General features: G+C 70.1%; 13 protein-coding genes and 1 pseudogene. 3 read left to right on the top strand and 11 right to left on the bottom strand.

The features are described from left to right. Nucleotides 1-7 precede the first annotated feature (7 nt). From REH65_RS12435 to REH65_RS12425, 3 genes are all read right to left on the bottom strand, one after another. Nucleotides 8-1,387 carry an FAD-binding oxidoreductase gene (locus tag REH65_RS12435; RefSeq protein WP_406692540.1) on the bottom strand — a complete coding sequence of 460 codons (1,380 nt, stop codon included), beginning with the start codon at nt 1,385-1,387 and terminating at the stop codon, nt 8-10. A gap of 84 nt (nt 1,388-1,471) precedes the next feature. Next, the gene (locus REH65_RS12430) at nt 1,472-2,248 is read right to left on the bottom strand and encodes an SDR family oxidoreductase (protein ID WP_406692539.1); all 777 of its coding nucleotides are present in this window, start codon (nt 2,246-2,248) and stop codon (nt 1,472-1,474) included. Nucleotides 2,249-2,434: 186 nt separating this feature from the next. Continuing rightward, a complete protein-coding gene (locus REH65_RS12425; protein WP_406692538.1) occupies nt 2,435-3,022 on the bottom strand; it encodes a TetR family transcriptional regulator in 588 nt (195 codons plus the stop codon). Nucleotides 3,023-3,117: 95 nt separating this feature from the next. Here REH65_RS12425 and REH65_RS12420 point away from each other — a divergent pair, with 95 nt between their 5' ends. Then, complete coding sequence (locus REH65_RS12420; protein WP_406692537.1) at nt 3,118-4,149, top strand: NAD(P)-dependent alcohol dehydrogenase; 1,032 nt, start codon at nt 3,118-3,120, stop codon at nt 4,147-4,149. Here the strand turns inward: REH65_RS12420 and REH65_RS12415 are convergent. After that, entirely contained in the window at nt 4,113-4,634 is a 522-nt protein-coding gene (locus tag REH65_RS12415; RefSeq protein WP_406692536.1) for a molybdopterin-binding protein, read from the bottom strand. The two genes, REH65_RS12420 and REH65_RS12415, sit on opposite strands and share 37 nt — an antisense overlap. 192 nt (nt 4,635-4,826) lie before the next feature. Between REH65_RS12415 and REH65_RS12410 the strand changes: the two genes are divergently transcribed. Continuing rightward, complete coding sequence (locus REH65_RS12410; RefSeq protein WP_406692535.1) at nt 4,827-5,750, top strand: alpha/beta hydrolase; 924 nt, start codon at nt 4,827-4,829, stop codon at nt 5,748-5,750. 292 nt (nt 5,751-6,042) lie between these two features. Here REH65_RS12410 and REH65_RS12405 read toward each other — a convergent pair whose 3' ends face one another. Beyond that, nucleotides 6,043-7,251: an acyl-CoA dehydrogenase family protein gene (locus REH65_RS12405; protein ID WP_281456290.1), complete on the bottom strand. Its 1,209-nt coding sequence runs from the start codon at nt 7,249-7,251 to the stop codon at nt 6,043-6,045. 30 nt (nt 7,252-7,281) lie between these two features. After that, nucleotides 7,282-8,575: pseudogene (locus REH65_RS12400) on the bottom strand (acyl-CoA dehydrogenase family protein). Nucleotides 8,576-8,936: 361 nt separating this feature from the next. Here REH65_RS12400 and REH65_RS12395 point away from each other — a divergent pair. Next, the gene (locus REH65_RS12395) at nt 8,937-10,427 is read left to right on the top strand and encodes a potassium/proton antiporter (RefSeq protein ID WP_406693150.1); all 1,491 of its coding nucleotides are present in this window, start codon (nt 8,937-8,939) and stop codon (nt 10,425-10,427) included. Between the two features lie 3 nt (nt 10,428-10,430). Here the strand turns inward: REH65_RS12395 and REH65_RS12390 are convergent, their stop codons facing one another. The 5 genes from REH65_RS12390 to REH65_RS12370 form a co-directional block, all read right to left on the bottom strand. Continuing rightward, nucleotides 10,431-10,778 carry a hypothetical protein gene (locus REH65_RS12390; protein WP_406692534.1) on the bottom strand — a complete coding sequence of 116 codons (348 nt, stop codon included), beginning with the start codon at nt 10,776-10,778 and terminating at the stop codon, nt 10,431-10,433. An 84-nt stretch (nt 10,779-10,862) separates the two neighbouring features. Then, entirely contained in the window at nt 10,863-11,162 is a 300-nt protein-coding gene (locus REH65_RS12385; RefSeq protein WP_281456288.1) for a hypothetical protein, read from the bottom strand. A gap of 112 nt (nt 11,163-11,274) precedes the next feature. Then, nucleotides 11,275-12,942, bottom strand: a complete 1,668-nt coding sequence (locus REH65_RS12380) for a sodium:solute symporter family protein (protein WP_406692533.1) — start codon at nt 12,940-12,942, stop codon at nt 11,275-11,277. Between the two features lie 172 nt (nt 12,943-13,114). Beyond that, nucleotides 13,115-13,993: a LysR substrate-binding domain-containing protein gene (locus REH65_RS12375; RefSeq protein WP_406692532.1), complete on the bottom strand. Its 879-nt coding sequence runs from the start codon at nt 13,991-13,993 to the stop codon at nt 13,115-13,117. A 117-nt stretch (nt 13,994-14,110) separates the two neighbouring features. Next, nucleotides 14,111-14,866 (bottom strand): SDR family oxidoreductase, encoded by a 756-nt coding sequence (locus REH65_RS12370; RefSeq protein WP_406692531.1) that lies wholly within the window; start codon nt 14,864-14,866, stop codon nt 14,111-14,113. Between the last annotated feature and the right edge of the window lie 184 nt (nt 14,867-15,050).

Here is a 15,050-nt window from a genome sequence, read left to right as displayed (position 1 = left end):
GCGCTGGTCAGGCCGGGAAGATGGTGCCCCGGTTCATGATCCCGTTCGGGTCGAAGGCCAGCTTGAGCCGCTGCAGCACGGGGTAGGCGCTGCCGTGCTCCTGCTCGGTCCACTCCGCGCGGTACTTGCCGATCCCGTGGTGGTGCACCATCGAACCGCCGTGCCGCAGCGCCTCTTCCACGATGATCGCGTTGATCGGCTTGTGGTACTTCTCGATCTCCTCGCGCGGCTCGCAGTTGATGACGTAGTCGTAGACGAAGTACATGTTCGTGCCGGTCTGGTAGCTGTGCGAGGAGTGCCCGCCCAGCATCGTCAGGTCCGCGGCGTGCGGGTACTCGGTGCGGACCCGGTGCATCACCGCGTCGTAGATCGCGCCGACGCTCGACCAGTCCGCCGAGACCTCGGTGGTGTAGCCCAGGCGTCGCTCGGCGAGCATCGTCTCCTTCTCGGCCTCGATCTTGTCCTGCCCCCAGTTGAGGTTCTCGAACCAGGTCTCGATCAGCGCCGGGTCGACGGGGGAGTGGGAGTGCTGGGCGACGACGCGGTCGATCTCGGCGCTGGTGGCCTCGACGATGCCCTTCGGCCCCTCGGCCACGAAGATCACCACGCAGCGGCCGTCGGCGAAGTGCGCGAAGTGCTGCGCGGCGTCCTCCTCGGAGTACACCCGCGCCACCGACGGCCGGAACCCCTCGGTGATCACCTCGCGGAGGATGGAGATGCCGGTGTGCACGTCGTCGACGAGGAAGCCGTGGAACCGGTTGTTCTCGGGCGCGTGCTTGAACAGCTTCACCGTGACCTCGGTGACGAAGCACAGCGCGCCCTCGTTGCCGATCACCACGTGCCGGATGTCGGGTCCGGCGGCGCGGCGCGGCACGTTCTTGATCCGGCTGATCGTGCCGTCCGGGAACACCGCCTCCAGGCCGACGACCATGTCCTCGATCCCGCCGTAGAGCGTGGAGAACTGGCCGATGGAGCGGGTGGCGACCAGCCCGCCCAGCTGCGCCAGCGGCTTGGACTGCGGCGAGTGCCCGGTGGTCAGCCCCTGCTCGCGCAGGGTGTCCTCCAGCACCTGCAGCGGCACCCCGCACTGGGCGGTGACCTGCATGTTCTCGACGTCGATGCGGATGATGGCGTTCATGTCGGAGCCGTCGAGCACGATCGTTCCCTCGACGCTGGTCTCCAGGCCGCCCTCGGTTCCGGTGCGGCCGGTGCGCGGCACGACGTTGATCCGGTGCTCGTCGGCGAAGGCCAGCACCGCGGCGACCTGCTCGGCGGAGGAGGGGTGCACGACCGCGCGGGGGAGCGGGCCGTCGAAGATGCCGTGCACGGCGGTGTACTTCTTGAACCGGTCCACGCTGGACTCGCGCAGCACCTGCTCGTCGGTCACCACCCGGTCGCTCCGACGAGGTCCCGCAGCTCGGCGATGATGGGGTCTGTCACGGTTGTCGTTCTCCGTATCGTGGAAGGGTTTTCAGCGGGTCAGGTAGCCGCCGTCGACGGTGAGCACCTGGCCGTTGACGTAGTCGGAGGCGCGGCTGGCGAGGAATACCGCCGCGCCCATCAGGTCGGCGACCTCGCCCCAGCGGCCGGCCGGGATGTGGTCGAGGACGCGCTGGTCGGTCTCGGGGTTCGCCCGGGTCCGCTCGGTGATGGCGGTGGCGAAGTAGCCGGGCGCGATGGCGTTGACCTGGATGTTGTGCTGCGCGAGCTCGTCGCAGTAGGCCCTGGTGAAGCCGACGATGCCGTGCTTGGTCGCCGCGTAGGCGGGGGACCACCGGCCGCCGAGGAAGGAGAACAGCGACGCGATGTTGATGATCTTCCCGGAGCGCTGCTCGACCATGAGGCGGGAGGCCTCGCGCCCCAGCTCGAACGGCGCGGTCAGGTTCACCCCCACCATCGGGTCCCACTGCTCGCGGCCGAAGTCGGCGACCTCGGCGGTGTGGCAGATCCCGGCCGAGTTGATCAGCACGTCCACCGATCCGAGCCGCGTCGCGCACTCGTCGACGACCCGGCGCGGCGCTCCGTCGGCTGTGATGTCGACGTGCAGGAACTCCATCCGGCGCCCCTCGGCCTCGACGAGCTCGCGGGTGGCGCCGTCGTCGTCGAGCACGCTGGGCACGAACACGTCGGCACCGGCCTTGGCCAGCGCCAGCGTGAACGCCTGCCCGAGCCCGGTGTTGCCGCCGGTGACGACGGCGTTCTTGCCGGCCAGCGAGAACGCCTCCAGCGAGAAGTCGCGAATGTCCATGGAACGCCTTCCTCCGGCGCGCGGCCGGACCTCTCGGGCATGAAAAAAGAGAACAGTGGTCCCCGGGATGAGCACGGGTCACTGTTCTCTGAGTCTCTAGCGACCGCCCGCCATGAGCGGGCGAGTATGCGGTTGTCCGGCCCCTGGGCCGTGAAGCGGAACGCTAGCCACCGCCCGCGAACCCTGTCAAGAAGCCACCATGACGGCGCGGTGGACCGAGTCGCGGAGCAGTTGGCGGCGGCGCTCGTGGGTTTCTTCGGGTTCGTCGGCGTGGGCGGCGAAGACGTTGCTGACCGGGGACCAGGCCATCGACATCGAGATGACCAGGGCCATCACGTCGAACGGGTCTCCGGGGCGGATCCGGCCCGCGTCCTGGCCCTCGGCGATGGCGCGCAGCTTGTGGTCGTGGCGGTGGTCGGCGTCGGGCAGCAGGTCGCCTGTGGGGCGGCGCTCCAGGCGTGACCAGGTGGCCAGCCGGACCAGGTCGGGTCGTCGCAGGTAGTCGTCGTAGAGGCGGACGGCCCAGTCGGCGAGGTCGTCGCCGATCGGGACGGCGTCGACGATCCGGTCCAGGGAGGCGTTGAAGATCGCGTCGAACAGCGCTTCCTTGTTGCCGAAGTAGCCGTAGAGCTGGGCCTTGTTGGTGCGCGCGTCGGCGACGATCCGCTCGATGCGCGCTCCGGCGATCCCGTGCTGGGCGAATTCGCGGGTGGCGATCTCGATGATGCGGTCGCGCGTGGCGGCTCCGCGCGAGGTCAGCGGCTTGTCGACCATCCTCGCAGGGTAGCAAACAGAACAGTTGGTTTGCTTTTGGTGCGATCCGGGGCTAGCTTGAAATAGACAGAATGGTCTGTTTGGAGGGGCTTCGGATGAGGACCACCACGGGATGGCGGGCGGACGGACCTGCGGCGACCCTGCGCCAGGCCCCCCTCGAACGGCGCGACCTGCGCGCCGACGACATCGCGGTGCGCGTCGAGCGCTGCGGCGTCTGCCACACCGACCTGCACAGCATCAACAACGCCGACGGGGCCGTCGTGCCCGGCCACGAGTTCACCGGGACCGTGACCGAGATCGGCTCGGCGGTCGCCGGTTTCGCGGTCGGCGACGCCGTGGCCGTCGGCAACATCGTCGACTCCTGCGGGCAGTGCGCGATGTGCCTGGCCGGGCAGGAGAACTTCTGCCACGAGTTCCCGACGATGACCTACGGCGGCACCGATCGGCACGACGGGACGACCACCCTCGGCGGCTACGCCCGTGAGTACGTCGTGCGGGAGTCCTTCGCCTACGCGCTGCCCGACGGGCTCGATCCGGCGGCCGCCGCGCCGCTGCTCTGCGCGGGCGTCACCGTGTGGGAACCGCTGCGCGCGCTCGGCGTCGGTCCCGGCAGTCGCGTCGCCGTGGCGGGTCTGGGCGGGCTGGGGCACCTGGCGGTCAAGTTCGCGGTCGCGCTCGGCGCGGAGGTCGCGGTGATCAGCCGAACGCCCGACAAGCTCGACGACGCCCTGGAACTCGGCGCCCGCGACCTGATCGTGTCCACTGAGGACGACCGGATGGCGGCCTCGCGCGAGAGCTTCGACGTCGTCATCGACACCATCTCCGCCGCCCACGACCTCGGCTCCTACCTGCGGCTGGTGGCCGTGGACGGCACGCTCGCCGTGGTCGGTCACCTCGGCCCGATCTCGCTGGAGGCGATGGACCTGCTGGTCGGCCGCAAGAAGCTCACCGCCGCCGGGAGCGGCGGGCGTCCCGCGACGCGGGCGATGCTGGAGTTCTGCGCCGAGCACGACCTGGTCGCCGACGTCGAAGTGCTGCCGTCCGCGCAGGTCAACGAGGCCCTGGAGCGTCTGGGGCGGGGTGACGTGCGCTACCGGTTCGTGCTGGACATGTCCGACTTGGACTGAGGTTCGTCCTGCGGGGGCACGGTGACGAGGCGGAGGCGGCAGAGGTGGCGGACGTAGCGGCTGGCTCGTCCGTCGCCGGGGAGCACCAGCGTCGGGCGCCGCAGGGTCTCGTCGTTGTAGCGGGTGGCCAGCAGCGCCCCGCTGGCGCCGAACTCCGGGTCGATCTCGGCCAGCGACAGCACCACCTGGAAGCCGTCCTCGGAGATCGCGACGATCACGACGTTGAGCCGGCCCATCTTGTGCCGCCGGTCCCAGCGCGGCTCCAGCTCGGACAGGACCTCGTGCAGCGGGACCCCGCGCACCCGGTGCACCTCGCGGATTCGCCTGGTCGCGTAGTCCACGTCCAGCGGTTCGCCCGCGCGGGCGTCGAGGTCGCGGGTGTCGATGAGCTTGTCGTCGGCCACGTCGCCGGTGACTAGCACCTGACCCGGTTCGAGAGGCTTCCGCTGGGTCGGCACGAGCCTGTCCATGCTCGACGGGTTCATGATCAAGCACGGTAGAGCGCTGCGGAGGGGGTCACATCCGCCGATCAGGGGTGGGTTCGAGCCGCAGACGATCACTCGCAGCAGTGGTTCGCACGCATCTGCGGATCATTCGCGTTGTTGCCAACGCATCTGCGGAACGCGACGCGAAGCGGGAGAGTTGTCGGCCGGGTGATCGGCGCTCACCCTGGTGGGGTGGACAGCGCGAGTTATGCCCGCTTCCTGCCGGATTCCTACCGGCGGCGCGCCACCGCGGTGGAGCCGACGTCGACCTGGTGGCGCTGGCGGGGCGGTCACGTGCACATCGCCCGAGCGGCGGCCCCGGACGCTCCCGCCCGGGTGATGGCGATCCACGGCGCAGCCGGTCACTCCGGGGCGCTGTGGCCGGTGTGCTCGCCGGTCGCGGGCATGGCCGACCTGCTGCTCCCGGACCTGCCGCCCTACGGCGCCAGCGCCGTCGACCGGCCCGGCCGGATCCGCTACGGCCACTGGGTGGAGCTGCTGTGCGAACTGGTCCTCGCCGAACGGCTGCGGGACGACCGGCCGCTGGTGCTGGTCGGCGCGAGCATGGGCGGGATGCTGGCCTACGAGGTCGCCGCCCGCACCGGCCAGGTCTCCGCCGTGGTCGCCACCTGCCTGCTCGACCCGGCCGACCCGGACGCCCGTCGGCACGCGGCCCGCGGCGTCCTCGGCTCGATCCCGGCGCCCCTCCTGGCCGTGGCGGAGCGGCTGGTCGGCGGGGTGCGGGTGCCGATGCGGTGGATGGCCGAGGTCGGCAGGATCAGCCGGAACCCGGAGCTCTCGGCGCTGTGCGCCGCCGACCCCCGGGGCGGCGGGCTGCACGCCCCGATCGGCCTGCTGACCAGCTTCGCCCGCTACCGCCACACGCCACCGGAGGACTTCGCCGAGGCACCGGTGATCCTCACCCACCCGGCGGCCGACGACTGGACGCCCCCGGAGCTCAGCCTCCGCTTCCTCGACCGGATCAAGGCCCCGACCGCGGTCGTCATGCTCGAAGGCTGCGGCCACTACCCGGCCGAAGAACCCGGCCTCACCCAACTCGCCGAAACCCTCTACAGCCTAGTCGGCAACACCCTCGGAGAGGTCGCGGAAGGCTGAACGCCCGGTTCCGGGCACGGGGAAGTTCTCATGAAAACCTCCCGTCCACCCCAAAACCGAAGTTTTCATGAAAACTGTCCCCACAACCATCCACCCGAGTTGTCGGAAGACCCCCGTGAGGGGTCTCCTGACGTGCGGATCCCTCCTCGAGTGGGGAAGTTTTCATGAGAACCTCGGTTCTGGTGGGGGAGGGAAGTTTTCATGAAAACTTCCCTCCCCTTGAGGCGGGACCGGCCCGGGGTCGTCCACTGAGGACGGTCCCGGGCCGGGTTCGCGTTGAGCGGGGGAGGGATCACTTGAGCTCGGCGCTGGACTTGCCGAGCAGGCGGCGGGCGACGATGAGCTGCTGGATCTGCTGAGTCCCCTCGAAGATGTCGAGGATCTTCGAGTCGCGGGACCACTTCTCCAGCAGCGACTCCTCGGTGTAGCCGACGGTGCCGCACAGCTCGACGCAGCGCAGGGTGATGTCGACGACCGAGCGACCGGCCTTGGCCTTGGCCATCGACGCCTGCAGCGAGTTCGGCTTGCGGTTGTCGGCCATCCACGCCGCCTGCAGCGTCAGCAGGTACGCGGCCTCGTAGTCGGCCTCCAGCTGCAGGAACGCAGCGGCGGCGGCGTGCTGCGAGTTGGCCGGGCGGTCGTAGTCGACCGTCACGCCCGCCTCGGCGAGGACCTTCTGGGTCTCCTCCAGCGCGGCCCGCGCGACGCCGATGGCCATCGCGGCCACCAGCGGGCGGGTGTTGTCGAAGGTCTGCATGACGCCCGCGAAGCCCGACTTGGTGTCGATCTCCGGCGAGCCCAGCAGGTTCTCCTTCGGCACCCGGCAGTTGTCCAGCCGGATGACCGCGGTGTCGGAGGCCTTGATGCCGAGCTTGTGCTCCAGCCGCTCCACCTTGATGCCCGGGCGGGTCTTCTCCACCACGAACGACTTGATGGCCGCGCGGCCCTTCGTCTTGTCCAGCGTCGCCCACACCACGACCGTGTCGGCGCGCTGACCTGCGGTGACGAAGATCTTCTCGCCGTTGAGCACGTACTCGTCGCCGTCGAGCTCGGCGGTGGTGGTGATGTTGGCCGAGTCCGAGCCGGTGTGCGGCTCGGTGATGGCCATCGCCGCCCACACGTTCGCGAACCGCTTGGCCTGCTCCTCGTTGGCGACCGAGGCGATGGCCGCGTTGCCCAGGCCCTGGCGCGGCATGGCCAGCAGCATCGCGACGTCGCCCCAGCACATCTCCATGGTGCCCAGCACCAGGTTCAGGTTCGCGCCGTTGCGGTTGCCCTTCTGGGCGTCGTCGCCGCTCTTGCGCACGCCTGCCGCGCCCGCGCCGCCCTCACCGGACGAGTTGAGCCCGTCGAGCAGGGCGGCGAGGGTGTCGAGCTCCTTGGGGTAGTCGTGCTCGGCGCGGTCGTACTTGCGCGAGATCGGGCGGAAGACCTCGGAAGCGGCCTGGTAGGCCTGGTTGACCAGCGCGGTCGCCTTCTTCGGGACCTCAAGATTGATCATGGGATTAAGTCCTTCGCGTCTCGAAAGCCCTCAGACGAGGACCGCGCCTTCCATCACGCCGATGGCGCGCAGGTCTCGGTACCAGCGCTCGACGGGGTGTTCCTTGGTGTAGCCGTGGCCGCCGAGCAGCTGCACGCCCGCGCTGCCGATCTGCATCCCCTTGTCGGTGGCCAGCTTTCGCGCCAGCGCGACCTCGCGGGCGAACGGCTTGCCCTGCTCGGCGCGACCGGCGGCGCGCAGCGTGGTCAGCCGGATGCTCTCCAGCTCGATGCCGATGTCGGCGACGTTGAAGGCCACGGCCTGCCGGTGGCTGAGCGGCTCGCCGAACGCGGTGCGCTCGTTGACGTAGGGGATGACGTAGTCGAGCACGGCCCGGGCGGTGCCCGCTGCGAGCGCGGACCAGGCCAGCCGGGACAGCCGCACCAGGTCGGTGAACACGTCGAGGTCTCCCTCGCCGAGCAGCGCGGTCCGCGGCACCTCCACCTGCTCCAGGTGCACCTTGCCGGTCGCCGCCGAGCGCAGGCCCATCGCGGGCTCGGCCTCGACGGACAGGCCCGAGGTGGAGGACTCGACGAGGAACAGCGCGGGCTTGCCGTCGAGGTTCGCCGAGATGATGAACAGCTCGGCCTGGGCGGCGCGCGCGCACCATCGACTTCACGCCGGTGAGCCGGTAGCCCTGCGGGGTGCGCTGGGCGGTGGTGGTCGGGTTGAGCGGGTCGCCGAGTGCCACCCGCTCCTGCAGCGCCAGCGCGGCGGCGGGCACGTTCTCGCCGGTGAAGGCGGGCAGGTAGGTGGCCTGCTGGTCCTCGTCGCCCCACAGGGTCAGCGCGGTCGAGACGGCCGACGGCGCGAGCACCGCGACGGCCAGGCCCATGTCGCCGTGGGCGAGGGCCTCGCTGACCAGCACGTTCGTCACGGCGGAGCGCTCGGTGCCGATGCCGCCGAGGGACTCGGGGATGCCCACGACGCTCAGGCCGAGCTCGGCGGAGCGCTCCAGCAGGCCGTCCGGCGGGGCGAGCTTGGCGTCGCCGCCCGCGGCGGCCGGGCGCAGCTGCTCGGCGGCGAACTCGCGCACCGTCTCGGCGATGAGCGCCTGCTCCTCGTCGGGCTCGATGTCGAAGAGGTCCTTGGACGGGGCCGGGGTGAGCCGCGCGGGCTTGTTGTGGCCCTGGGCCTTCTTGAAGGACCGGGTGGCGGCGCCGGCGGCCTTGAAGCCGGTTCTCGTGCCGGACTGCACCAGGTTCTCGAACTGCTTGCGCAGGCCGAACTTGTCGATGATCGGCGCGCTGGCGATCTTGGTCAGGGCCGCGAGGCCGAGGCCCATGGCGTCGCGCTTCTTCGCGCCGCCAGCCTGTCCGGGTTGGGCGTTTGACACGGTGCGTCTCCAATCGGCCGGCTGCACGGCCGGGCATTACCTACTGACGAGTAAAATAACGCGTTCGAGTGCCGCCGCGCCAGAGACCCCGATCACGACTTGCTTGCGTTCTCGCCCACCCCTGGTCCGCAACCCACCCGTGGGTCCCCCGAACGAAAACCCCGGTTTTCGTCGCGTCGAATGTTGCGGTTTTCGACGCGACGAAAACCGCAACATTCGACGCGGGGAGGGGGTGGGGATGTCGTCAGGTCGCGTGGGTGAAGCGATTGGCTAGTATCACTGGCCGATTCCGTTCGGGGGACTCATGTCGTTGGAGCAGCTCTACCTGGTGCTGCTCGCCGGTGGGCTGGTGCTGCTGGCGGGTGTGGTGGGCACCCGCGTCGCGCACGGGGCGGGGTTGCCGAGCCTGCTGCTGTTCCTCGCGCTCGGCGTGCTGCTCGGGGAGAGCGGGATCGGGTTCGACTTCGACAACGCCGAGCTGGCGCGCAACCTCGGCACGGCCGCGCTCGCGGTGATCCTCGTCGAAGGTGGTCTGACCACGAAGTGGTCCGACGTGCGCAGGGTGGTCGCCCCCGCCGGGGTGCTGGCCACGCTCGGCATCGTCGTCAGCCTCGCCGTCACCGCCGCCGGGGCGCACTACCTGATGGGCTTCGACTGGCAGCTGGCCCTGCTGCTCGGCGCGATCGTGTCCTCGACGGACTCCGCCGCGGTGTTCTCGGTGCTGCGGGTGCTGCCGCTGCCGCGCCGGGTCGCCGGACTGCTGGAGGCCGAGTCCGGTTTCAACGACGCGCCCACGGTCATCCTGGTGCTGCTGTTCAGCGCCACCCCGTTGCTGTTCGAGCCCGGCCACCTGCTGCTGAGCCTGGTCTACCAGCTCGGTCTGGGCGGGCTGCTCGGCGTGGGCGTGGGCTGCCTGGGCGCCCTGGTGCTGCCGCGCGTGGCGCTGCCCGCCTCCGGGCTCTACCCGCTGGCGGCGTTCGGGCTCGGGTTCGTCGCCTTCGCCGCCGCCGGCGCCGCCCACGCCAGCGGGTTCCTCGCCGCCTACGTGTCGGGCGTGGTGCTCGCCAACAGCGGCCTGCCGCACCGCTCGGCGACGCGGTCGTTCGCCGAGGGGCTGGGCTGGCTGGCCCAGATCGGGCTGTTCGTGCTGCTCGGGCTGCTGGTCTCGCCGAGCAGGCTGCCGCTGGAGGTGGTCCCGGCGCTGGTCGTCGGCCTGGTGCTGCTGCTCCTCGCCCGGCCGCTGTCGGTGGTGCTGTCGCTGGTGTGGTTCCGGGTCCCGCTGCGCGAGCAGGTGTTCCTGTCGTGGGCGGGGCTGCGCGGCGCGGTGCCGATCGTGCTGGCCACGTTCCCGGTGGTGCAGGGGGTGCCGGGCAGTCAGCGACTGCTGGACGTCGTGTTCGTGCTGGTCATGGTGTTCACCGTGGTGCAGGGGCCGAGCCTGCGGTCGCTGGCGCGGTGGATGGGGCTCATCCCGCGCGAGGCCACCCGGGAGATCCAGGTCGAGGCGGCCCCGCTGGACGTCCTCGACGCGGAGCTGCTGTCGATGGAGGTGCCACCGGGTTCGGCGATGCACGGCGTGGAGGTCCGCGAGCTCCGACTGCCCGAACCCGGCGTGGTCACCCTGATCATCCGCGACGGCCACACCTTCGTCCCGGCGCCGGACACCGCCGTCGACAACGGGGACGAGCTGTTCATCGTCACCACGCTGGCCCAGCGCCAGGCCACCGAGAACCGGCTGCGCGCGGTGAGCAGGCGGGGCCGCCTCGCCCACTGGTTCGGCGAGTTCGGCGAGCCCGCCTGATCCTCAGCTCCGTCGCGCGACCTCGGCGGTGAGGATCTCCGACTCGTGCCGGGCTCGGATGCGCCCGAAGGACCAGATCGTCACCGCGTGCGCCGCGGCCAGGACCAGCAGCAGCGCGCCGATCCGCCCGACCACGGTCTTGGGCTCACCGCCCAGGTCCATCGGCAGGATCGCGATGAGCGCGACCAGCCCGAGCGTCGCGAGGTGGAACACGACGGTGACCAGCTGGTTCAGCGGCGCCGCAGTGCTCCCGAGCTCTCGGAGGTAGGCGGTGCCGCTGCGCCGCAGCAGGTGTCCGTCGACCGCGACCAGCAGGGTTCCGGCGACCAGGAACGTCAACAACGATGCCATCGGACGACTCCTTCCCTCGCCCGACGCGGTACCCGGAGATCCACTGGGGCGAAACCGGAGATCAACCGAAAGCACCAGTCGCGTCTACTCCTTCGGCGGCGTCTGCAGCGGCCGCAGCCGCAGCCACAGCAGGAACAGACCGCCGACGACCAGCATCGACACGCCCGTCCACAGGTTGATGTTGATGCCCTGCGCCTTCTCCAGCTCGGCGGCGTCGGGGGCGATCCCGGCGGCGCCGATGAGCACGCCGTAGATGAGGAACAACCCGCCGATCACGGTGCGCACGTCGAACAACCGCGACGCCGTGCCGGACTGCCGCTCCAGGTCGGCGATCTCCGCCGCGTGGTGGGCGATCTCTGTTTCTTCGGGCTGGTTTTCGGCCATCACATTCTCTTTTCGGTGAGTGGTCTCGCAGCCGGCACCGCCGGGGGTCTGAGCGGCTTCGTGGCGAGCGCGCCGCGACGCCGTGCGCCGAGCAGCAGGAGCGGACTCTTCGTCAGAGGGTGAACGGGATGTAGCAGAGGGCGGAGAGGACCAGCGCGCCCCAGCCGAGGACGGCGGGCTTGCGGTACCAGGCGTCGTCGCCCGCGGCCACCACGCCCTTGTCGCGGGCGGAGGCGCGGGTGTAGACGAGGCCTTCGAGCTCGGCGTCCGGCTTCGGCTTGGTCGCCAGCGCGATCGGGACGCTGACCAGCAGGTCCACCGCGAATGCGATCATCGAGGCGGTCATGTTCGCGCCCTGGTCGGAGCCCATCTCGACGATCCCGGCCTGGTAGGCGAAGTAGAACGCGATCGGCGCCGCGGTGCCCAGCAGCAGGCCCCAGAACCCGGCCTTGGCGGTCATCCGCTTCCAGAACAGCGCCAGGATGAACGTGGCGAACAGCGGGACGTTGAAGAACGCGAACAACGTCTGCATGTAGTTCATGATGTTGCTGAACGAGGCGGCCAGGAACGCCGTTCCCATGCCGATGACCACGCCGATCGCGGTGATCGCCCGGCCCACCCGCAGGTAGTGCGCGTCGGGCATGTGCGGCTTGATGTAGGCCCGCCAGATGTCGGTGGTGAACACCGTGTTGAAGCTGGAGACGTTGGCCGCCATGCCCGCCATGAACGAGGCCATCAGACCGGTGACCGCGAGCCCGAGCACGCCGTTCGGCAGCAGGTCGCGCATCAGGATCGGGATCGCGTCGTTGTAGTCGTAGCCGCCGGTCTTGCCGATCGTCGGCTCGATGACCAGCGCGATGATGCCCGGCAGCACCACGATCAGCGGGATGAAGATCTTCGGGAACGCCGCGATCAGCGGGGTGCGCCGCGCGGCGGAGAGGTTCTTGGCCGACAGCGATCGCTGCACCTCGGCGAAGTTCGTCGTCCAGTAGCCGAAGGAGATCGCGAAGCCGAGGCCGAGGGTGATGGTCAGCCAGTTGGTGCCGAGCGGGTTGGTCTCGCCGAATCCCGTTCCGGCCCAGGTGGACATGAACATCTCGCCCTGCTGCGAGGTCACCTTGTCGATGAGCCCGTCGACGCCGCCGACCCGGACCAGGCCGAGCACGGTCAGCGGGATGAGCGCGGCGACGATGACGAAGAACTGCAGGACCTCGTTGTAGATCGCCGAGGACAGCCCGCCGATGACGATGTAGGCGAGCACGAAGATCCCCGCGGTGAAGATCGAGACCGGCAGCGGCCAGCCCAGCAGCGCCCGCAGCACGATCGCGAGCGCGTAGAGGTTCACCCCCGCGATGAGCACCGAGGCGACCGCGAAGATCACCGCGCTGAGCAGGTGCGAGGAGCGGCTGAACCGCAGCAGCAGGAACTCGGGAACGCTGCGCACCTTGGAGTTGTAGTAGAAGGGCATCATCACCAGGCCGAGGAACACCATGGCCGGGATCGCGCCGATCCAGTACCAGTGCACGGTGTAGGCCCCGTACTGGGCGCCGTTGGCGGCCATGCCCAGGATCTCGGTGGCGCCGAGGTTCGCCGACACGAACGCCAGACCCGTGACCCAGGCGGGCAGCGCTCGGCCCGCCAGGAAGAAGTCAAGGCTGTTGCTGACGCTGCGCCGCGCGGCCACTGCGATGCCGAGGACCACGGCGAAGTAGATGACCAGGATGAGCGTGTCCATCCAGTTCATCGACAACCTGAGGTCGCCCGCTGCTGCCAGTGCCATGGTTTCCATCCCCGTCGTCGTCGCTGACGATGTTCGACCAGCCGGACATCGTTCGGCACGCTACGTCAGGGGCTATGGCCGGGTCAATCATCCGTTCGCAGTGCGCGATGATGCGCCGATCGGCTGTGAACCCTTGTGGCGCCGAAACTTTCAAACCCTCCACAGTGGAGGATCAGTGCTCGGCGGCGGCGCTCAGGAAGTCCTCGCGGGCGGGGGAGAGGGTGTTCGCGGGCCACAGCGCGTGCAGCGGAGCGAACGTCGGCGGCAGCAGGTCGACGACCTGGACCGCGCCGCCGAGCGACGGCCCCGCCGGGGCGGTCACGAGCGCGACGTCGTCGCCGCCCTGCACCGCGGTGACCGGCGGAGTTCCCTGGATGGGGTTGCGGCGGACGACGGGTTCGAACCCGGCCCGGCGGCAGTGCGCGATGAGCAGATCGGTGTAGCCGGAACGCCCGGGCCTGCCCCACATCACGATCGTCTCGTCGGTGAGCTCGCCGAACTCCACCGACTCCCGCCGGGCGAACCGGTGCCCGGCGGGAACCGCCACCCGCAGCCGGTGGTGCGCCAGCGTGGCCCGGGACAGCCCGGGCTCGGGTTCCATGCCCCGGCACAGGCCGAGGTCGAGCTCCCCGGCGATCAGCTGCTCGGTGAGCTCGCCCGGGTATCGCTGGTTGACCTGCGTGGACAGGTCCGGTTTCGCGTCGTGGACGCGGTGCAGCAGCGCGGTCACCTCGTCACCGGCGACCGCCGGGGTGTGGCCGATGCGCAGCATCTCGGGCTCGCCGCGGCCGATCCGCCGGGCGCGCAGCAGCGCCGACCGGGCGGCCCCGTGCAGCAGGCGCGCGTCGGCGATCAGCGCCTCACCGGCGGGCAGCACGGTCAGCTTCGCGCCGCTGCGGTCCAGCAGGTCCACGCCGACCTCGCGCTCCAGCGCGCGGATCGACGTGGACAGCGCCTGCTGCGACAGGTGCAGCCGCCGGGCGGCGCGGGTGAACCCGCCCTCCTCGGCGACCGCGATCAGGTGGGCGAGCTTGTTCAGGTCGAGCACCATCTACGACCGGTCCGCGCGAACATCGGAGTCGAACACCACGACCCGACCGTATCCCCACGTCAGGGGCATGTGCAGGCTTCCTCCGGGAAGGGGCGGCCCGCACGGGCCGCCGTCGGATCAGCGAGTGGTGTAGCCCCCGTTGGGGAACAGGGTCTGACCGGTGAACCACCAGCCCTCGGTGGCCAGGTGGCGGATGATCGGCACGATGTCCTCGATCTGCGTCAGCTGCCCGCCCAAGGCCTGGGACTTGTGGAACTCGACCCGCTCCGGCGTCTCCTGCGGGTAGAAGAACGGGGTGTCCATCGGCCCGGGCGCGACGACGTTCACCGAGATCCCCCGGTCGGCGAACTCCTTGGCTGCGGCCCGCGTGAAGTGCTCCAGCGGGGCCTTGCCGCCGGCGTAGGTGGAGTAGCCGTCGGTGAAGGCCGCCAGCAGCGAGGTGCCCAGGCTGATGATCTTCCCGTTGTCGTTGAGGCGGCGCCCGGCTTCCTGGATGAAGAAGTAGCCGGCCTTCGCGTTGATCGCGAACATCCGATCGAACTCCTCCTCGGTGGTCTCCAGGATCGGCTTGCGCAGCACCATCCCGGTCGTGTTCACCGCGACGTCGGCGCCGCCGAAGGTGTCCACCGCCGTGTCGAAGAGCCGCCGCACGTCGGCCACCTTCGTCAGGTCGCCCTGCACCGCGGCGGCCTGGCCGCCCGCCTCCTGCACGGCCCGCACCGTCTTGTCGGCGTCGTCCGCGGAGGCGTCGCCGTGGTAGTGCACGACGACCTTCGCGCCGTCGGCGGCCAGCGTCCGCGACAGCAGTCCGCCGAGGTTCTTCGCGCCCCCGCCGATGACCACCACCCGGTCGCGCAGTCCGTTCTCGCTCATCGTCATCCCCTTCTGATCGGCTCCCGGTCCGACGCTAGGTCCTGAACGGGGGAGGCGGAAACACGAACGACTGGTGACGCCACAAAGGACTCCTGTAGCAGCAGGTCAGCGGGGGTCCGTTCGGTCGAGCGACCGCCCGGTGCAGCACTTTCCGGTGACGGCGTCGAAACGGCCCGCAGCGGAG

The sequence above is a fragment of the Saccharopolyspora sp. ID03-671 genome, from assembly GCF_045278815.1.
Lineage (GTDB): Bacteria > Actinomycetota > Actinomycetes > Mycobacteriales > Pseudonocardiaceae > Saccharopolyspora > Saccharopolyspora ipomoeae.
The sequence above is the reverse complement of the archived record's forward strand: the minus strand, read 5'-3'. Positions and strand labels throughout refer to the sequence as shown.

Bases quoted from the DNA above. Each gene is read 5' to 3' on its own strand.
- REH65_RS12425 (WP_406692538.1), bottom strand. From the start codon at position 3,022: ATGGTCGACAAGCCGCTGACCTCGCGCGGAGCCGCCACGCGCGACCGC.
- REH65_RS12415 (WP_406692536.1), bottom strand. From the start codon at position 4,634: ATGAACCCGTCGAGCATGGACAGGCTCGTGCCGACCCAGCGGAAGCCT.
- REH65_RS12430 (WP_406692539.1), bottom strand. From the start codon at position 2,248: ATGGACATTCGCGACTTCTCGCTGGAGGCGTTCTCGCTGGCCGGCAAG.
- REH65_RS12405 (WP_281456290.1), bottom strand. From the start codon at position 7,251: ATGATCAATCTTGAGGTCCCGAAGAAGGCGACCGCGCTGGTCAACCAG.
- REH65_RS12380 (WP_406692533.1), bottom strand. From the start codon at position 12,942: ATGGCACTGGCAGCAGCGGGCGACCTCAGGTTGTCGATGAACTGGATG.
- REH65_RS12370 (WP_406692531.1), bottom strand. From the start codon at position 14,866: ATGAGCGAGAACGGACTGCGCGACCGGGTGGTGGTCATCGGCGGGGGC.
- REH65_RS12385 (WP_281456288.1), bottom strand. From the start codon at position 11,162: ATGGCCGAAAACCAGCCCGAAGAAACAGAGATCGCCCACCACGCGGCG.
- REH65_RS12420 (WP_406692537.1), top strand. From the start codon at position 3,118: ATGAGGACCACCACGGGATGGCGGGCGGACGGACCTGCGGCGACCCTG.
- REH65_RS12375 (WP_406692532.1), bottom strand. From the start codon at position 13,993: ATGGTGCTCGACCTGAACAAGCTCGCCCACCTGATCGCGGTCGCCGAG.
- REH65_RS12390 (WP_406692534.1), bottom strand. From the start codon at position 10,778: ATGGCATCGTTGTTGACGTTCCTGGTCGCCGGAACCCTGCTGGTCGCG.